Genomic DNA, 17,938 nt, shown 5'->3' on the forward strand with positions numbered 1-17,938 from the left:
CGGAAGTCAGACGCCGAGTTCGGCCGCCACCCGGCCGGAACGGACGGCGGAGAGCAGGTCGGCGTGGTCGGCGGTGGTGCGGTCCGCGTACCGGACGGCGAAGGAGGCGACGGCCTCGTCCAGCTCCTCGTTCTTGCCGCAGTAGCCGGATATCAGGCGCGGGTCGGCGCTGTGGGCGTGGGCGCGGGCGAGCAGGGCCCCGGTCATCCGCCCGTAGTCGTCGATCCCGCCGGTGGTGAGCGCGGCGGGATCGACGCTGCCCTTGCGGTTGCGGAACTGCCGCACCTGGAACGGGCGCCCTTCGACCGAGGTCCAGCCGAGCAGGTGGTCGCTGACGACCTGCATCCGCTTCTGCCCGAGCACCACGCGCCTCCCCTCGTGGTCCGCGTCCTTCGCCGTGAAGCCCGCGGCCGGCAGGTGGGGCAGCAGGGCCGAGGGGCGGGCCTCCTTCACCTGGAGCACCAACGGCTCGCCCCGGTGGTCCAGGAGCAGCACGACGTAGGAGCGGGTGCCGACGCTGCCGGTCCCGACCACCCGGAAGGCCACGTCGTGGACGGCGTACCGCGCGAGGAGCGGCAGCCGGTCCTCGGACACGGTCTCCAGGTACGGCCCGAGGGACGCGGTGACCCGGGCCGCCTCGGCGTCCGGGACGCGGCGCAGCACCGGGGGAGCGTCGACGAACCTGCGGCCGCCTCCCTCGGCGTCCGCCACGGCCTCCGTCGACCGGGCGGCGAACCGGGCGCTGGTGTTGTTGCGCGCCTTGGCGGAGACCTTCTCCAGGGTGCCGACGAGGTCGTGGGCGTCGGCGTGGGAGACGAGTTCCTCGTCGGCGATCGCGTTCCAGGCGTCGTGGGCGGGAAGCCGGGCGAGCAGGCGCATGGTGCGCCGGTAGGCGCCGACGGTGTCGAAGGCGGCGGCCCGGCAGTCCTCCTCGCTCGCGCCGGCTTCCCGGCCGGCGAGGACGAGGGAGGTGGCGAGCCGCTTGAGGTCCCATTCCCAGGGGCCGACGACGGTCTCGTCGAAGTCGTTGAGGTCCATGACGAGCCGGCCGCGGACGTCCCCGTAGAGACCGAAGTTGGCCGCGTGCGCGTCGCCGCATATCTGGGCCGCGATCCCGGTGACCGGGGTTCCGACGAGGTCCTGGGCCATCAGCCCGGCGGATCCGCGCAGGAAGGCGAAGGGGCTCGCCGCCATCCTGCCCACCCGTATCGGCGTCAGTTCCGGGACCCGTCCGAGGTTCGACTCCTCGACGGCGCGTACGGCGTCCGGACGGCCGGCGGGAAGGCCCTGCCGGTCGTGCGAGGAGCGGGGCACCCGCTCGCGCAGTTTCCTGCCCCGCGCCCCGGGAGAGACCTCGGTCCCCGCGGCCGGTCGGCGCGCGAACCCCGGCACGTACGGGATGCGCTCCTCGCCGGGCATCCCGTACGACGGCCTGCCCGTCGTCCCGTCCGGTGCTCCGTCCGTACCCCGTTGTTCCGGTACGACGGTCCTGATCACGTCCATGGGACGTCCTCCCCCGATGCGATGTCCACCACCGTTCGGCCCGACGCTACCTCCGCGACCGGCCGGCCGCCTTCCCTGTGGACAGCCCCTGTGGACAAGTCCTCAGACCGCGACGGCCTCCTCCATCTCCTCCTCGGTCTCCTCGTCGGAGCCGGTCCCGGCCGTGGTCCCGGCCCCGGTCTTCTCCGCGTGCCCGGCGGCCGGCGCCCCGACGGCTTCCTTCGCCCGACGGGACTCCGTGAGACCGGCGAGGACGACGAGAGCGACACCGGCGAGGAGCCAGAGGGCGAGGACGAGGACGTTCCCGCCGAGGGCGTGGCCGCCGAAGTACACGTGGGAACGCACGCCCTCGACGAAGCCGGCGCCGTTCCAGAAGGCGTGCAGGGCGCCGAAGAAGCCGGGCTGGAGCTCGGGCCGGTAGATGCCGCCGGAACTCGTGAAGTTGAGCATGACGAAGAGCACCATCACGCCGAGCGTGGTCCAGCGGCGCAGGAAGGTGTGCAGACCGATGCCGACCATCAGGATGCCCGCCGCGTACAGCCAGGACATCGCCCACACCCCGCCGAGCCCCCGGTCGACCAGGTGGAAGACCGGTCCGGCGAAGACGGTGCCGATCAGGCTGACGACGAGGGACATCCCGGCGGCGAGGAGGGCCCTGATCCGCATGGGCAGGGCGGCGCCGGCGCCGCCGATGACGGCGACCGAGGCGTACGCGCCGATGCTGAGGGCGACGAGGAGGAAGAAGACCCCCTGGCCGGTGGGGTCGCCGGAGGCGGTGGGGGCGACGTCGGTGACCTTCAGGGGCGCGTCCTGCGCGGCGGCGACCTTGGTGAACACCTTCTCGACCGCCATGGCGCTGGTGTCGGAGGAGCCGGAGGCGACGAGGAGTTCGGGCTTCTCGCCGGGGAGGTAGGCGCCGAAGCTGTGCTGCTCGCGCAGCGCGGTGACGGCGCTCTCCCGGTCGGCGACGGTGCGGACGTCGAGGGCGCCCGCTCCCTTGTCCTGGAGCGTCTGGGCGAGGACCTGGGTGGTGGGGCCGGAGCCGACGATGTCGACGCGCAGGTCGTGGGGCTCGGGAGCGTGGAAGGCGCCGAGGTAGGCGAGGCCCATGCCGATGCACATCAGCAGGGGGGTGAGCAGATGTCCGAGGACGTGCTTCAACGCACCCTTGGTGTTCGGTCCTGAGGACACCGAGACCTCCATGGTTGGCTTTTACAACTAGAGAACCGTTGTACTATACAACCGAAAGGCCGCAGCGGGCGAACGGAGCCCGCACGACGACGAGGGAGCCCCCATGACCGGCGGCGCGCAACCACCCCGCGAAGCGTCCCTGGACGTCATTCAGCGGGAACTGACGGCCTTCGCCCGCCGGGCCCGCGCCGCCGCGGCCCGGATCCACCCCGAGATCCCGCTCGTCTCCTACACGCTCCTCGCCCACATCGAGGAGCGGCACGGCTGCCGCGCCACCGATCTAGCGGCCCACTACCTGCTGGACAAGTCGACGGTCAGCCGCCAGGTCGCCGGTCTGGAGAAACTGGGCCTCGTCGAGCGCCGTCCCGCCCCCGACGACCACCGCGTACAGGTCCTCCACGCCACGGCGGCGGGCACGGAGATCCTCTCCTCGGCCCGGACGAACCGCCACGCCGCCTATCAGGAACGGCTCAGCGACTGGTCGGCCGAGGACCTGGCCCGCTTCGCCACGTACCTGCTCCGTTACAACGGCACCGATCACAGCGGTCCCGACCGCGACGGCGCCGGTCACAGCGACACCGGAGCGAGCCGCCCCCCGGGCCACCCCTCGCACTGACGGGCCCGCCCCGGCCCCCGCCCGGCCTCCGGGCTCCCTACAGTCCCGCGTCCCGGGCCAGCAGGGCCGCCTGGACCCGGTTCTCGCAGTCCAGCTTGGCCAGGATGCGGCTCACGTACGTCTTCACCGTGCCCTCGCTCATGTGCAGCCGCTTCCCCGCGTCCGCGTTGGAGAGCCCTTCCCCGAGCAGCGCGAGGACATCCCGCTCCTTGTCGCTCAACGCCGCCACCCGTCCCCGCGCCTCCTCGGCGCGGGCCGCCTCCCGTCCCGTGGCGAGTCGCTCGACCACATGGCGGGTCGCCGCCGGGGACAGGTACGCGTCTCCCGCCGCGGCCGCCCGCACCGCTGCGATCAGTTCTGCCGGAGCCGTGTCCTTGAGCAGGAAACCCGCGCCTCCGTGTTCGAGCGCCCGCAGCACGTTCTCCCGCTCGCCGAAGGTCGTCAGGACGACGACCCGGGCCGCGGGCACCGCCCGCCGCAGTTCCGGAAGTGCCGAGAGGCCGTCGAGGACCGGCATCTGGATGTCGAGCAGCACCACGTCGGCGGCGTGCGCCCGCGCCGCCTCCACCGCGGCCCGTCCGTCGGCCGCCTCCCCGACGACCTCGATCTCCGGGTCGGAGGTGAGGATCATCCGAATCCCGGCCCTGATCAGCGGCTCGTCGTCGGCGATCACGACCCTGATGGGCTGCCCTGCCACAGCTACTCCCCCACGGCTCCGGTACGAACGGCCGGCGCTACCTCTGCTCGACCGTGTACGACTTCTTCTCGATCAGCTTGCCGCCCCTGAAGCAGAACCGGAAAACGGGCTCCTCGTCGAAGCTCTCCCCCAGTTCCGAGGACATCAGAACCAGGCAGTCGGCCCCCTGCGGCCGCGCGGGCCCCGAATCCCCCAGGCCCGCCGTGGCTATCGTCTCGCCCGACGGCAGCTGATCCCGGACCTCCCGCTCGTCCGCTCCGACCCGCACCGCTTCGTACTCGGCGGGATCGATCATTCCGTCCTTCAGCGAACCCACCAAGAAGTAGAGGGCGAAGCCGCCCGCCACCACGAGCAGGACGATCGCCGCGAACGCGATCCCGCAACCGAGCGCGATCGTCCCGCCCGTACTCCTGCGCCCGCCCCCGCGCATCGCCATCGCCAGCTCCCGCTCCGTGAAGGTCCAGTCGGCCGGTCCGGCCACGACCGGACGACCATTCCCCGCCAGCGGCTTCGTGGTCTGCTGCCGGAAGTCGTCGGCCGCATCGACCAAAGGCGCTGCCTCCGCGACCGGTGCCGTCCCGTACGGCAGCATCCCGGCCACCCGGAATCCTCCGCCGTCGGCGGGACCCGCGTGGCACATGCCGCCCACCAGGCGGGCCCGCTCCACGAGTCCGGTCAGCCCCTGTCCGCCGCTCACCACGTCCTGCGCGGGGCCGTCCACCGGTTCCCCGTTGACGACCTCCACCACGAAGGTGTCCGGCTCGTACCGCAGCTCGACGCCGATCGGCGACCCCGGCGCGTACTTGTAGGCGTTGGTCAGGGCTTCCTGCACGATCCTGTACGCGGCGTGGTCGGCCGCCGGTGCGAGCGACCTCTCCTCCCCCGTCCGTCGCAGCGCGACCTCGGTCCCCGCCGCCCGGGCCGCCGCCACGAGTCCCTCGATGCCGGCGATGCCCCGGGCCGCCCGTCCCGTCTCGTCCCCCACCCGCCCGGGCGCCGCGGGAGGCCCGCCCGCCGCCGCGGTCCCGTCGCGGAGTATCCCGACGACCTCCCGCAGCTCGTGCATCGCCGTCACCGACGCGTTCCGCAGGACGCCGACCACTTCGCGCTGGCGCTCGCCCAGCTCCCGGTCCACCTCCAGGGCGCCCGTGTGCACGGCGATCAGTGCCAACTGGTGCCCGAGGCTGTCGTGCATGTCCTGGGCGATCCGCTGCCGCTCCCGCAGCCGCGCCTGCCAGACCACCATGGCCCGCTCGCGCAGCAGTTGGGCGTTGCGCTCCTGGAGCGCGTGCAGCAGGGTCCGCCGCTGGGTCCAGTAGCGGTGGGCGAGCCCGGGGGCCAGGGTGGTCGCCAGGTAGTAGAGCGTCCCCATGAAGGCGACCGTGAGCAGACGCTGTTGGTCCCAGGTCTCCAGGAGCGTTCCCCCGACGTCGAGGACGTAGGCGGCGATGAACGCCGCCAGCGCCCGGCCGGCCCCCTCGACGTACCGCCCGGCCGACCAGCCGACCACGAGCAGCAACGGCCCGAACCCGGCAACGAAGGGGGCGAGGGCCGCCGTCAGGACGAGCACGCTCACGGGCAGCCGGCGCCGCAGCAACGACAGCACGGCGGCGCCGACGGCGACCCCGGCGAGCCGCCACCCCTCACCGCCCAGCAGTTCCTCGGTCCCCGCGCCCAGCAGCCCCACGACCACGGCGAGGGCCACTTCTCCGGTGGTCCTGCGCCCCGACCACTGCCCGGGCACGGCGAACCAGGCCCACCCCGCGGCGAGTACGGCACCGATCCCGTACGCGCTCCGGCTTCCCGACTTCGACATGGCGTCCACGCTCGCACCCTAGGTACGGCCCCCGCCCCCGGCCTTCCCTCTTTCGTCTCGCCCGTCCACGACGAAGGTCGCACCCCTCACCCCGGGGCCTTCGGTGGGCCGTCCGTCCCGCTCTCCGAACTGCCGCCGGAGGAGGGTGCGTTCTCTGTGGAGTACCTCACACCGGAAAGCGGGCGGAGGGCGGACGCCGTACGGTCTCGGGCCGCACCCGGAACCGAAAAAGCAGAGAAGGTCGGCACCGTCCTACGGTGCCGACCTTCTCCTGTGTACTGCTGGAGCGACGCTCCTGGTGCGCGAGGGGGGAGTTGAACCCCCACGCCCTTTCGGGCACTGGAACCTGAATCCAGCGCGTCTGCCTATTCCGCCACCCGCGCATTGGGTGTGCTCCGGACTCTCTCACTTGCGGTGCGAGCGCCTGGCGACATCAGAAGATTAGCACGTCGCCGGCCTTGGATTCACATCCGTTGTTTCGGCGCCGCTCGTGGAGACCAGGGTCAGGGAGTGACAGAAGGACGGTCGGGGGCAGGGCGCGGCGGAGGAGCGTCGAAGAGGCGGGGAAGCAGGGAGCGGGGGGTCGGGAAACAGGTGGGAGCGGGGGGCGGGAGAAGGAGAGAGCGGGGGGCAGGGGAAAGAGGGGGAAGGAGAGGGCGGAAGCAGGGGAGAAGAGAAGAAGGGGAGGGAAGGAGAGCGGGAGGAACGGAAGGCGGAGGGGGAGAGAGCGGGAGGAACGGGGACGGACCGCCCGGACCCCGGACCGAACCCGCGCTTCCGCGGCCGGGTGCGGGACACTGTCCACAGGCCGCCTCTACGATCCCGTGGGGCAACCTGTGAGAGGTGACACTCGTCCACAGGGCAGAGAAGGGGAACCAGCCGATTTCCCGACGCGTGGATACGATCAGTGAGCAGTACCAGGACGACAACGACGGAGGAGGTGCCCCATGGGAGTCCTGAAGCGTTTCGAGCAGCGTCTCGAAGGTCTGGTCAACGGCACCTTCGCCAAGGTCTTCAAGTCCGAGGTCCAGCCCGTCGAGATCGCCGGCGCGCTCCAGCGCGAGTGCGACAACAACGCGACGATCTGGAACCGCGAGCGGACGGTCGTCCCCAACGACTTCATCGTGGAGCTGAGCACGCCCGACTACGAGCGCCTCAGCCCCTACTCCGGGCAGCTCGGCGACGAGCTCGCCGGCCTGGTCAGGGAGTACGCGAAGCAGCAGCGGTACACCTTCATGGGGCCGATCAAGGTCCACCTGGAGAAGGCCGAGGACCTCGACACCGGTCTCTACCGCGTCCGCAGCCGCACCCTGGCGTCGAGCACGTCGCAGCCCCAGCCGCCCAGCGGGCAGCAGGGCCGTGACGGCTACGGGTACCCCCCGGCCGGTGCTCCGCCCATGCCGGCCTCGCCGCCTCCCGGCGCTCCCGGCCACCGGCCGCCGTCCGGCGGTCGCCCCGGGCCCGCCCCCGGCCCCGGAACCCATGCCGGCGCGGGCTCGCAGACGCGCCACTGGATCGAGATCAACGGCACCCGCCACCAGATCTCCCGCCCGACCCTGGTCCTCGGCCGCAGCACCGACGCGGACGTGAGGATCGACGATCCCGGCGTGTCCCGCCGGCACTGCGAGATCCGGACCGGAACGCCCTCGACGATCCAGGATCTCGGGTCCACCAACGGCATCGTGGTGGACGGGCAGCACACCACCCGCGCTACGCTCCGCGACGGCTCGCGGATCGTCGTGGGCAGTACCACCATCGTTTACCGGCAAGCCGAAGGGTGAAGCGGGGGCAATGTCAGAGCTGACCCTTACGGTCATGCGGTTGGGTTTCCTGGCCGTTCTGTGGCTGTTCGTCATCGTGGCCGTGCAGGTCATCCGCAGCGACCTCTTCGGTACGCGGGTGACCCAGCGCGGTTCGCGACGCCAGGAAACACGGCCCCAGCAGGCCGCACGCCAGAACGCCGCGCCTCCGCAGCAGCGCGGGCAGCAGCAGACCGCGCCGGGCGGTCGCCAGCGCCGCGGCGCCCCGACCAAGCTGGTCGTCTCCGAGGGCACGCTCACCGGCACGACCGTCGCGCTCCAGGGCCAGACGATCACGCTGGGCCGGGCGCACGATTCGACGATCGTCCTGGACGACGACTACGCCTCCAGCCGACACGCCCGGATCTACCCCGACCGGGACGGCCAGTGGATCGTCGAGGACCTCGGGTCCACCAACGGGACGTACCTCGACCGGACCCGTCTCACCACCGCCACGCCGGTTCCGCTGGGCGCGCCGATCCGCATCGGCAAGACCGTCATCGAGCTGCGGAAGTAGTGGCTGCATCATGAAGAGGCGCGAGCGGAGCGAGCGGGCCGGGACGGCCCCCGGTGTGGGACGTGCCGCGCTCCCGACCGGAGCGACTGAAGCGACCGGAGCGACCGGAGGGTGGGCAGTGTGGGTCGAGACCGGCTGTACCCCGATGCAGCGGCGACAGGGCAGGTGCGCATGACACTGTCCCTGCGATTCGCCGCGGGCTCGCACAAGGGCATGATCCGCGAGGGCAACGAGGACTCCGGTTACGCCGGTCCCCGGCTGCTCGCCATCGCCGACGGCATGGGCGGCCAGGCCGCCGGCGAGGTCGCCTCCTCCGAGGTGATCTCGACCCTCGTCACGCTCGACGACGACGTCCCGGGCTCCGACATCCTCACCTCGCTCGGTACGGCGGTGCAGCGCGCCAACGACCAGCTCAGGATGATGGTCGAGGAGGACCCGCAGCTGGAGGGCATGGGCACCACGCTCACCGCCCTGCTGTGGACCGGCCGGCGGCTCGGCCTGGTGCACGTCGGCGACTCGCGCGCCTACCTGCTCCGGGACGGCCTGCTGACCCAGATCACCCAGGACCACACCTGGGTCCAGCGGCTCGTGGACGAGGGCCGGATCACCGAGGAAGAGGCCACCACCCACCCGCAGCGCTCGCTCCTCATGCGCGCGCTCGGCAGCGGTGACCACGTCGAACCCGATCTCTCCATCCGCGAGGTCCGGGCCGGCGACCGCTACCTGATCTGCTCCGACGGTCTCTCCGGCGTGGTCTCGCACCAGACCCTCGAAGACACCCTCGCCAGCTACCAGGGCCCGCAGGAGACCGTGCAGGAGCTGATCCAGCTCGCGCTGCGCGGCGGCGGACCCGACAACATCACGGTGATCGTCGCCGACGTCCTCGACGTCGACGGCGGTGACACGCTCGCCGGCCACCTCCACGACACCCCGGTCATCGTGGGCGCGGTCGCCGAGAACCAGACCCAGCTGAACGACGGCGGGGCCATGCAGACCCCGGCCGGCCGCGCCTCCGGGCTCGGCCGCCCCGCGCCGCACCAGCAGCCCCCGGCCGGCGGCTTCGGTCCGCCCGGCAGCGGCGACGGAGACGGTTACGGCGGGATGCCCCCCCAGGGTTCCTTCGAGTCGTACACGGACGACGACTTCGTCAAGCCGCGCAAGGGCCGCACGTGGCTCAAGCGCTCCTTCTTCCTGGTCCTGGCCCTCGCCGTCGTCGGCGGCGGGCTCTACGGCGGCTGGCGCTGGACGCAGACGCAGTACTTCGTGGGTTCCAAGGACCAGCACGTGGCGCTGTACCAGGGGATCAGCCAGAACCTGGCGTGGGTCTCGCTGTCGAAGCTGGAGAAGGACCACCCCGAGATCGAACTCAAGTACCTCCCCGCCTACCAGCGGAAGCAGGTCGAGGACACGATCGCGGGCGGCAGCCTCGGCAAGGCCGAGACCAAGATCGCCGAGCTTTCCTTGCAGGCGTCCGCCTGCAAGAAGACCGAGCAGCGCCGCGCCGCCGCCGAGAAGGCGGCCGACCTGGCGAGCAAGCCGCCGGTCCCGAAGCCCGGTGCCACCGCCACCCCCGTCCCCAAGCCCACCACAGCCGCTCCCTCCCCCGGTCCCACCCTCACCGGGGAGGAGCAGAAGCTGGCCTCGAACTGCGGCAAGCAGTAAGCACCCGTAGGGGGCCTGTCACCACCATGAGCGTTGTCACCAACACGACCACCATCGGCGCCATCGAGGCGCCGAGCCGCCGCAACACCGAGCTGGCGCTGCTCGCGTTCGCCGTCGTCATCCCGGTGTTCGCGTACCTCAACGTGGGTCTGGCCATCGACGGCAAGGTCCCGGCCGGCATGCTCGGGTACGGCCTCGGCCTCGCCCTCCTCGCGGGCGTCGCGCACCTGGTGGTGCGGAAGTGGGCCCCCTACGCGGACCCGCTGCTGCTGCCCCTCGCCACCCTGCTCAACGGCATGGGGCTGGTGCTGATCTGGCGGCTCGACCAGTCGCCGCGGCTGATCGCCAAGTCGATACGGGACTTCGGCAGCTTCAGCCCCGACGCCCCGAAGCAGATGCTGTACTCGGCCATCGGCATCGCCATGTTCGTGGGCGTGCTGCTGCTGCTCAAGGACCACCGGGTCCTCCAGCGTTACACGTACATCTCGATGGCAACCGCCCTCGTCCTCCTGCTGCTGCCCCTCGTTCCCGGTCTCGGCAGCCCGGTCTACGGCGCCAAGATCTGGATCAACGTCGCCGGTTTCTCGATCCAGCCGGGCGAGTTCGCGAAGATCGTGCTGGCGGTCTTCTTCTCCGGCTACCTCATGGTGAAGCGCGATGCCCTCGCTCTGGCCAGTCGCCGCTTCATGGGGCTCTACCTGCCGCGCGGCCGTGACCTCGGCCCGATCCTGACGATCTGGGCGGTCAGCCTCCTCATCCTGATCTTCGAGAACGACCTCGGCACCTCGCTGTTGTTCTTCGGCATGTTCGTGATCATGCTGTACGTGGCGACGGAGCGGACGAGCTGGATCGTCATGGGCCTGCTGATGTCCATCGCGGGCGCGGTCGGTGTGGCCTCCTTCGCGGGCCACGTCCAGGCCCGTGTCGACGCCTGGGCCGACCCCTTCAGCTGCGCGGACAAGATCGCCGCCTGTGACCAGATGGCCGACGTGCTGATGTCCTTCGGGTCCGGCGGCATCCTCGGCACCGGCCTCGGCCAGGGCAACTCGGACCTCATCGGTTTCGCCGCGAACTCCGACTTCATCTTCGCCACCGTCGGTGAAGAGCTCGGCCTCACCGGCGTGATGGTCTTCCTGCTCTTCTACGGGCTGATCGTCGAGCGCGGCATCCGCACCGCCCTCGCCGCGCGCGACCCCTTCGGCAAGCTGCTCGCGATGGGCCTCTCCGGCGCCTTCGCACTCCAGATCTTCGTCGTCGCCGGCGGCGTGATGGGCCTCATCCCGCTCACCGGCATGACCATGCCGTTCCTCGCCTACGGCGGCTCCTCGGTGATCGCCAACTGGGCCCTGATCGGCATCCTGATCCGGATCAGCGACACCGCGCGCCGTCCCGCTCCCGCGCCCGCCCCGTCCCCCGACGCCGAGATGACCCAGGTGGTCCGTCCGTGAACAAGCCGCTGCGACGGGTCGCGATCTTCTGCGGCCTGCTCATCCTCGCCCTGCTCGTACGGGACAACTGGGTGCAGTTCGTCCGTGCCGACGAGCTGAACTCCCGACAGGAGAACACCCGCGTCCGGATCGAGCGGTACGCCAACGAGCGCGGCAACATCATCGTCGACGGCAAGCCGATCACCGGTTCCGTCGACTCCAAGGACGAGTACTACAAGTTCAAGCGCACCTATGTGGACGGCCCCATGTGGGCCCCGGTCACCGGCTACGCCTCGCAGGCGTACGACGCCAGCCAGATCGAGAAGATCGAGGACGGCATCCTCACCGGCAACGACGACCGGCTGTTCTTCGACCGCACGCTCTCCATGTTCACCGGCGAGAAGAAGAAGGGCGGCGACGTCGTCACCACCCTGAGCGGCGCCGCGCAGAAGGCCGCCTTCGAGGGCCTCGGCAAGAAGACCGGCGCGGTCGTCGCCATCGAGCCGAAGACCGGCAAGATCCTCGCGATGGCGTCCACTCCCTCGTACGACCCCTCCTCCTTCGCCGGCTACTCCCGCACGGACGAGAAGGCGTGGGTGGCGCTGAAGGACGACAAGAACAAGCCCATGCAGAACCGGGCGCTGCGCGAGATCTACCCGCCCGGCTCCGTCTTCAAGGTCGTCACCGCCGCCGCCGCCCTCGAGAACGGCAAGGTCGGCGACATCAACGCGCCGACCGACACCCCCGAGGGCTGGAAGATCCCCCTCTCCACCAAGGAGATGGTCAACCACGCCCAGGGCTGCGCGAACGCCAGCCTGAACAGGGCGCTGGAGATCTCCTGCAACTCGGTCTTCGCCAAGCTCGGTGACGACGTCGGCCGCGACAAGATGGTCGAGATGGCCGAGAAGTTCGGTTTCAACGCCGAGCAGTTCACCCCGGTCCGCGCCGTCGCCTCCGTCTACGACAAGAAGGCCGACCGCGGCGGCAACGCGCTCTCCTCCATCGGCCAGTTCAACACCGCGACCACCCCGCTCCAGATGGCGATGGTCACGGCGGCGATCGCCAACGACGGCAAGCTGATGAAGCCGTACATGATCGACGAGCTGCGCGCCCCCAACGTCGACGTGATCAAGAAGACCGAGCCCGAGGAGCTGAGCCGTCCGGTCTCGCAGGAGACCGCCCAGAAGCTCCAGCAGATGATGGAGAACGTCGTCACCCGCGGCACCGGCGGCAACGCCGACGTGAAGATGGACGGCGTGAAGGTCGGCGGCAAGACGGGTACGGCCCAGCACGGCGAGAAGAACGCCAAGCGTCCCTACGCCTGGTTCATCTCGTACGCGAAGACCGCCGAGGGTTCCCCGGTCGCGGTGGCCGTCATCGTCGAGGACTCCCAGGGCACCGACCGCGAGGACATCAGCGGTGGCGGTCTGGCCGCCCCGATCGCGAAGGCCGTCATGAAGGCGGTCCTGAAGACCCGGAGTTGATTCCCGGGTCGGGTACGCGCCAGGTACCGGTCGGGTATCGGCTGCCGACCCCGGGCGGAGCGCCTGCCCGGGGCCGGTAGCGTATGCGCGGACAGCACACACCGCCGGACCACCCATGGGTGCGGTCGGGACAGACGGAGAGGGCTGGATTAGCTATGGAAGAGCCGCGTCGCCTCGGCGGCCGGTACGAGCTGGGCTCGGTGCTCGGCCGTGGTGGCATGGCCGAGGTCTACCTCGCCCAGGACACCCGGCTCGGCCGCACCGTCGCCGTGAAGACGCTGCGGGCCGACCTGGCCCGCGACCCGTCCTTCCAGGCCCGGTTCCGCCGTGAGGCACAGTCCGCCGCCTCGCTGAACCACCCGGCGATCGTCGCGGTCTACGACACCGGGGAGGACTACGTCGACGGGGTCTCCATCCCGTACATCGTGATGGAGTACGTCGACGGATCGACCCTGCGCGAGCTGCTGCACTCCGGGCGCAAGCTGCTGCCCGAGCGCACCCTCGAAATGACGGTCGGCATCCTCCAGGCGCTGGAGTACTCGCACCGCGCCGGCATCGTCCACCGCGACATCAAGCCGGCGAACGTCATGCTGACGCGCACCGGTCAGGTCAAGGTCATGGACTTCGGCATCGCGCGCGCCATGGGCGACGCGGGCATGACCATGACGCAGACCGCCGCGGTGATCGGGACGGCCCAGTACCTCTCCCCGGAGCAGGCCAAGGGCGAGCAGGTCGACGCCCGCTCCGACCTGTACTCCACCGGCTGCCTCCTCTACGAACTCCTCACCGTCCGGCCGCCGTTCATCGGCGACTCCCCGGTCGCGGTCGCGTACCAGCACGTGCGCGAGGAGCCGCAGCCGCCGAGCAACTTCGACTCCGAGATCACGCCCGAGATGGACGCCATCGTCCTCAAGGCGCTGGTCAAGGACCCCGACTACCGCTACCAGTCCGCCGACGAGATGCGCGCGGACATCGAGGCGTGCCTCGACGGGCAGCCGGTCGCGGCCGTCGCCGCCATGGGCATGGCGGGAACGCCCGCGTACGGCGGCGGGTACGGCTATCCGCCCGAGGACCAGCCGACCACCGCCCTGCGCCAGACCGACCCGGCCGGCCAGACCTCCATGCTGCCGCCGGTCAACCCGAACGACGGCGGATACGGCTACGACGACCGCCCGGACCGGCGCCGCGGCAGCCAGAAGAAGTCGAACACCTCGACGATCCTGCTGGTCGTCGCGGGCATCCTGGTGCTCATCGGCGCGATCTTCATCGGTGTGTCGCTCACCGAGAATAAGGAGGGCCCGCAGCGGGTCACGGTCCCACAGCTGGTCGGCCGGACGCTGGCGGACGCGGAGAACCTCGCGACCAACGCGAAGGTGAAGGTCCAGCAGGCCGGCACCGAGCGGTGCGACCAGCCCAAGAACACCATCTGCCGCCAGAACCCGGCCGCGGACAACGTCGCGCAGATGGATGCCGACGGCACGATCCAGGTGTTCCTCTCCGAGGGCGCCCCGCTCCAGGAGGTCCCGGACGTCCAGGAGCAGTCCCAGGCGCGTGCCGAGGAGAGCCTGAAGAACAAGGGCTTCAAGGTCAAGGTCGAGCAGGAGGAGTCGGACGAGGAGCCGGGCACGGTCCTGCGGCAGAACCCCCAGGGCAACACCAAGGCCGAGAAGAACTCCGAAGTGACCATCGTCGTCGCGAAGAAGAAGCTGAGCACGGTTCCCCGGGTCGTCGGCAACCCGCGCGCGCAGGCCGAGGAACAGCTGAAGCAGCTCGGCTTCACCGTGGTCACCGAGGAGGTCGACTCCGACAAGCCCAAGGACGAGGTCCTCGAGCAGACCCCGCAGGGCGACACCTCCGTCGCCCAGGGCTCCGAGGTCCGGCTCAAGGTCTCCAAGGGCCCGCAGCAGGTCCAGGTCCAGATCCCGGCCGACATCGGCGGCAAGAAGTTCAAGGACGTCAAGCAGCAGCTCGAGGGCATGGGCCTGTCCGTCACCCAGCAGGGGTCGGACAAGGAGGACGCGCTCGTGGTCAACTCGAATCCGCAGGCGGGTTCGATGGTCACCACCGGGAGCTCCGTCACCCTCTTCACCCTGGGCGGCGGGAACCCCGACGGCGGCAGGCCCGGCGACAACGGAAACGGCGACAGCGGTCGCGACAACGGCATCGGCGGCTGGTTCGGCTGACCGGCGGTCCCGTACGCGGGAGGGCCCCGGCATCCAGGACGGATGCCGGGGCCCTCCCGCGTGCGGGGCGGGGTGTGCGCCTCAGCGCAGCTCCGCCGGGGGCGTGCGGTCGTGGTCGACCTTCTCCGTGCGCTCCAGTTCGCCCCAGACGATGTACCGGTGGTCCGAGGTGTACATGGGCGTGCAGGTGGTCAGCGTGATGTAGCGGCCCGGCCGGCTCTTGCCCGACTCCTTCGGCACGGGCCGGAGGACGTCCACGTTGTACTTCGTGGTCTCGGGGAGGGTCTTGTAGACCTTGTAGACGTACCAGGTGTCCTTGGACTCGAAGACGATCGCGTCGCCGGTCCTCATCTTGTGGATGTTGTGGAACTTGGCGCCGTGCCCGTCCCGGTGCGCGGCCAGCGTGAAGTTGCCCTGCTTCTCCTGCGGGAAGGCGGCCGGGAACGGGTCGGTGTAGTAGCCGGCGACGCCGTTGTTGAGGACGGACGGGTCGGTGCCCCGCTTCACCAGGATCTCGTCCCCGCCCATCGCCGGGACGTGCAGGAAGCCGATGCCGTCCCGGGTGTCGAGCGCGCCGGGAGCGTCGTCGGCCCAGTGGTCGCGGACCTGGGCGCCGTCCTTGTCCGCGGCACGGTCGGCGAGGACGTTGGTCCACCACAGCGAGTAGACGACGAAGAGGCCGAGCACCAGGCCCCCCGTGATGAGGAGTTCGCCGAAGAGGCTGATGAGTCCGGCGATCCGGTTGCGCGCGCGTGCCACTAGGTCGTCCTGTCGTCCCGTCCGGAGGTGTGGGGGCTCAGCCTACGAGCGCTTCCGGCTTCCCCTTGCTGCGCGGGCGCTCCTCGACGAGCCTGCCCCACACGATCATGCGGTACGTGCTGGTGAATTCGGGCGTGCAGGTGGTCAGGGTGATGTACCGGCCGGGACCGGTGAAGCCGGATCCCTTCGGGACGGGCTCGATCACGGACACGTTCGAGGGCGGGGTCTGCGGCAGGATGCTCGCCATCTCGTAGGTGTAGTACGTGTTCCGGGTCTCGACGACGATCGGGTCGCCGGGCTTCAGGCGGTTGACGTACCGGAAGGGCTCGCCGTGCGTGTTGCGGTGGCCGGCGACGGCGAAGTTGCCCTGCTTGTCGGAGGGCATGGCCGTCTTGAGCGGGCCCTCGGAGTAGTGGCCGACCATGCCCTTGTCGAGCACCTTCGCCTTGTCGATGCCCTCGGCGATGGGGACGACGACGTCCAGCTTGGGGATGTACATGATGGCGAAGCCCTCACCGGGCTCGAACGCCTCCGGCTTGTTCTCGTCCTTCCGCTCCTTGGACCAGGTGTCCGCGATCCGTTCCTTGACCTGGTCGGTCTCCTGGCCGGCGAGGACGTTCGTCCACCACAGCTGGTAGGTGACGAAGAGCAGCATGACGACGCCGAGGGTGATGAAGAGCTCTCCCACGATCCGGCTGGCGACGACGCCGACGCCGTCCTTGGCCTCGCGGGCCGCCCGCCGCGCCTCGGTACGGGTGAGGGGCGCGGCCGGCCGCGCGGCGGCACCCGTCCCGGCGGCGGTCGGCGCGCCCCGGCGGCCCTTGGCCCGGCCGCCCTTGGCGGCGCGGCGGCGTTCGGCCCGGCCGGGCCCGGGAAGCTGTTCGGCGGCCGGCCCGGCCTCCGGTTCCGAGGGGGCCTCGACGGCCTCCATGACCATCGTTCCGGCCGGATCGTGCGCCGGGGGCTCCTCGTCGGCGCCGCGGGCCCCGCGGGAAGGCCCGTAGGGGGCCTCCTGAGGGGCCGCCCCGCGGGCGCCGGACTGTTCGTACGGGTACGGGTCGGCCGGAGCGTAGGAACCGGCCTGGGCGTACGGGTCGGGTGCCCCGTACGCGTCGGCCGGTCCGTACGGGTCGGCCGGAGCGTAGGAACCGGCCTGGGCGTGCCCACCGGGGCGGGCGTGGGGGCCAGTCCGCTCGTGGTGGCCGGCCTGGGCGTACGGGTCGGCCTGCGCGTGGGGACCGGCCGGTGCGTACGGGTCCGTGGGCGCGTACGCGGGCGCGGAGGAGTACGGATCGGCCGGAGGGTAGGGGTCGGCGGCCGGCTGCGGTCCGGAAGCGGCGTACGGGTCGGCCGTCGCGTACGGGTCGGCGGGCGCGTACCCGTTCTCGGGTGCCGGCCGCTGTTCCGGCTCGTGCTCGTCCCTGAACCACGGTGAACCCGCCGTCATGCGACGGCCTTGCCCACCACCGGTGCGAGCCCCGCCGACCGGCCGACCGCCTCCGTGTCCCCGCACTCCTCGAGCCAGTTGGCGAGCATGCGGTGGCCGTGCTCCGTGAGGACGGACTCGGGGTGGAACTGGACTCCTTCGACGGGGAGTTCGCGGTGGCGGAGACCCATGATGATGCCGTCCCCGGTCCGGGCGGTGACCTCCAGCTCGGCGGGGAGGGCGGTGGGCTCGGCGGCCAGCGAGTGGTAACGGGTCGCGGTGAACGGCGAGGGCAGCCCCGCGAAGACGCCCCGCCCCTCGTGCGTGACGGGCGAGGTCTTGCCGTGCAGCAGCTCGGACGCGCGGCCGACGACGCCGCCGTACGCCACGGCCATCGACTGCATGCCGAGGCAGACGCCGAAGACGGGCACGCCGGTGCCGGCGCAGTGCCGGACCATGTCGACGCAGACACCGGCCTGCTCGGGCGCGCCGGGTCCGGGCGAGAGGAGGACGCCGTCGAAGCCGTCCTGGGCGTGGCCCGGCTCGACCTCGTCGTTGCGGAGCACTTCGCACTCGGCGCCGAGTTGGTAGAGGTACTGGACGAGGTTGAAGACGAAGCTGTCGTAGTTGTCGACGACGAGAATGCGCGCGCTCACTGGCCGTCCACCGTCACATCGTTGAACGGAAGCAGCGGCTCCGCCCAGGGGAACACGTACTGGAAGAGGACGTAGACGATCGCGAGGACCAGTGTGATCGAAATCAGCGCCCGCACCCACGCGTTGCCCGGCAGATGTCGCCAGATCCAGCCGTACATGACGTCGACCGTCCCTTCCGTTCGTTACGGGGACCAGAGTACGG

At 70.9% G+C, this 17,938-nt stretch carries 15 protein-coding genes and 1 tRNA gene; 7 read left to right on the top strand and 9 right to left on the bottom strand.

Features of this window, described 5'->3' with window-relative positions:
- Positions 1–6 precede the first annotated feature (6 nt).
- Entirely contained in the window at positions 7–1,503 is a 1,497-nt protein-coding gene (locus ACFYZY_RS18500; RefSeq protein ID WP_388695052.1) for a DUF2252 domain-containing protein, read from the bottom strand.
- 102 nt (positions 1,504–1,605) lie between these two features.
- A complete protein-coding gene (locus tag ACFYZY_RS18505; protein WP_388695054.1) occupies positions 1,606–2,706 on the bottom strand; it encodes a hypothetical protein in 1,101 nt (366 codons plus the stop codon).
- 91 nt (positions 2,707–2,797) lie between these two features.
- Between ACFYZY_RS18505 and ACFYZY_RS18510 the strand changes: the two genes are divergently transcribed.
- Positions 2,798–3,310, top strand: a complete 513-nt coding sequence (locus ACFYZY_RS18510) for a MarR family winged helix-turn-helix transcriptional regulator (protein WP_388695056.1) — start codon at positions 2,798–2,800, stop codon at positions 3,308–3,310.
- 37 nt (positions 3,311–3,347) lie between these two features.
- On the opposite strand, the gene ACFYZY_RS18515 is transcribed toward ACFYZY_RS18510, so the two are convergent.
- The 3 genes from ACFYZY_RS18515 to ACFYZY_RS18525 form a co-directional block, all read right to left on the bottom strand.
- Entirely contained in the window at positions 3,348–4,007 is a 660-nt protein-coding gene (locus tag ACFYZY_RS18515) for a response regulator (protein ID WP_388695058.1), read from the bottom strand.
- A gap of 37 nt (positions 4,008–4,044) precedes the next feature.
- Positions 4,045–5,823, bottom strand: a complete 1,779-nt coding sequence (locus tag ACFYZY_RS18520) for a sensor histidine kinase (RefSeq protein ID WP_388695187.1) — start codon at positions 5,821–5,823, stop codon at positions 4,045–4,047.
- Between the two features lie 296 nt (positions 5,824–6,119).
- Positions 6,120–6,206, bottom strand: a tRNA-Leu gene (locus ACFYZY_RS18525).
- A 564-nt stretch (positions 6,207–6,770) separates the two neighbouring features.
- Here ACFYZY_RS18525 and ACFYZY_RS18530 point away from each other — a divergent pair.
- The 6 genes from ACFYZY_RS18530 (at position 6,771) to pknB (ending at position 14,895) form a co-directional block, all read left to right on the top strand.
- Positions 6,771–7,604 carry an FhaA domain-containing protein gene (locus tag ACFYZY_RS18530; RefSeq protein ID WP_388695061.1) on the top strand — a complete coding sequence of 278 codons (834 nt, stop codon included), beginning with the start codon at positions 6,771–6,773 and terminating at the stop codon, positions 7,602–7,604.
- A gap of 10 nt (positions 7,605–7,614) precedes the next feature.
- Positions 7,615–8,139, top strand: a complete 525-nt coding sequence (locus ACFYZY_RS18535; protein WP_388695063.1) for an FHA domain-containing protein — start codon at positions 7,615–7,617, stop codon at positions 8,137–8,139.
- A gap of 171 nt (positions 8,140–8,310) precedes the next feature.
- A complete protein-coding gene (locus tag ACFYZY_RS18540) occupies positions 8,311–9,801 on the top strand; it encodes a Stp1/IreP family PP2C-type Ser/Thr phosphatase (RefSeq protein WP_388695066.1) in 1,491 nt (496 codons plus the stop codon).
- Between the two features lie 26 nt (positions 9,802–9,827).
- Positions 9,828–11,249, top strand: coding sequence for an FtsW/RodA/SpoVE family cell cycle protein (locus ACFYZY_RS18545; RefSeq protein WP_388695067.1), 1,422 nt, complete (start codon positions 9,828–9,830; stop codon positions 11,247–11,249).
- Positions 11,246–12,712, top strand: a complete 1,467-nt coding sequence (locus ACFYZY_RS18550) for a peptidoglycan D,D-transpeptidase FtsI family protein (protein ID WP_388695068.1) — start codon at positions 11,246–11,248, stop codon at positions 12,710–12,712. The genes ACFYZY_RS18545 and ACFYZY_RS18550 overlap by 4 nt, the downstream gene beginning before the upstream one ends.
- Before the next feature lie 155 nt (positions 12,713–12,867).
- Complete coding sequence (gene pknB, locus ACFYZY_RS18555) at positions 12,868–14,895, top strand: Stk1 family PASTA domain-containing Ser/Thr kinase (RefSeq protein WP_388695070.1); 2,028 nt, start codon at positions 12,868–12,870, stop codon at positions 14,893–14,895.
- 81 nt (positions 14,896–14,976) lie between these two features.
- Here the strand turns inward: pknB and ACFYZY_RS18560 are convergent, their stop codons facing one another.
- The 4 genes from ACFYZY_RS18560 to ACFYZY_RS18575 are packed head-to-tail and all read right to left on the bottom strand — an operon-like array spanning position 14,977 to position 17,894.
- Complete coding sequence (locus ACFYZY_RS18560; protein ID WP_388695073.1) at positions 14,977–15,654, bottom strand: class E sortase; 678 nt, start codon at positions 15,652–15,654, stop codon at positions 14,977–14,979.
- Positions 15,655–15,691: 37 nt separating this feature from the next.
- Complete coding sequence (locus tag ACFYZY_RS18565) at positions 15,692–17,101, bottom strand: class E sortase (protein ID WP_388695075.1); 1,410 nt, start codon at positions 17,099–17,101, stop codon at positions 15,692–15,694.
- Positions 17,098–17,736: an aminodeoxychorismate/anthranilate synthase component II gene (locus ACFYZY_RS18570; protein ID WP_388695078.1), complete on the bottom strand. Its 639-nt coding sequence runs from the start codon at positions 17,734–17,736 to the stop codon at positions 17,098–17,100. The genes ACFYZY_RS18565 and ACFYZY_RS18570 overlap by 4 nt, the downstream gene beginning before the upstream one ends.
- Positions 17,733–17,894 (bottom strand): hypothetical protein, encoded by a 162-nt coding sequence (locus tag ACFYZY_RS18575; protein ID WP_388695081.1) that lies wholly within the window; start codon positions 17,892–17,894, stop codon positions 17,733–17,735. Before ACFYZY_RS18575 ends, ACFYZY_RS18570 begins: the two co-directional genes overlap by 4 nt.
- Positions 17,895–17,938: the final 44 nt, after the last annotated feature.

It is taken from the genome of Streptomyces sp. NPDC001744 (genome assembly GCF_042892575.1).
Lineage (GTDB): Bacteria > Actinomycetota > Actinomycetes > Streptomycetales > Streptomycetaceae > Streptomyces.

Excerpts from the sequence above, each read along its gene's own strand:
- ACFYZY_RS18500 (WP_388695052.1), bottom strand. The coding sequence starts at position 1,503 with ATGGACGTGATCAGGACCGTCGTACCGGAACAACGGGGTACGGACGGA.
- ACFYZY_RS18505 (WP_388695054.1), bottom strand. The coding sequence starts at position 2,706 with ATGGAGGTCTCGGTGTCCTCAGGACCGAACACCAAGGGTGCGTTGAAG.
- ACFYZY_RS18510 (WP_388695056.1), top strand. The coding sequence starts at position 2,798 with ATGACCGGCGGCGCGCAACCACCCCGCGAAGCGTCCCTGGACGTCATT.
- ACFYZY_RS18520 (WP_388695187.1), bottom strand. The coding sequence starts at position 5,823 with ATGTCGAAGTCGGGAAGCCGGAGCGCGTACGGGATCGGTGCCGTACTC.
- ACFYZY_RS18530 (WP_388695061.1), top strand. The coding sequence starts at position 6,771 with ATGGGAGTCCTGAAGCGTTTCGAGCAGCGTCTCGAAGGTCTGGTCAAC.
- ACFYZY_RS18535 (WP_388695063.1), top strand. The coding sequence starts at position 7,615 with ATGTCAGAGCTGACCCTTACGGTCATGCGGTTGGGTTTCCTGGCCGTT.
- ACFYZY_RS18540 (WP_388695066.1), top strand. The coding sequence starts at position 8,311 with ATGACACTGTCCCTGCGATTCGCCGCGGGCTCGCACAAGGGCATGATC.
- ACFYZY_RS18545 (WP_388695067.1), top strand. The coding sequence starts at position 9,828 with ATGAGCGTTGTCACCAACACGACCACCATCGGCGCCATCGAGGCGCCG.
- pknB (WP_388695070.1), top strand. The coding sequence starts at position 12,868 with ATGGAAGAGCCGCGTCGCCTCGGCGGCCGGTACGAGCTGGGCTCGGTG.
- ACFYZY_RS18565 (WP_388695075.1), bottom strand. The coding sequence starts at position 17,101 with ATGACGGCGGGTTCACCGTGGTTCAGGGACGAGCACGAGCCGGAACAG.
- ACFYZY_RS18575 (WP_388695081.1), bottom strand. The coding sequence starts at position 17,894 with ATGTACGGCTGGATCTGGCGACATCTGCCGGGCAACGCGTGGGTGCGG.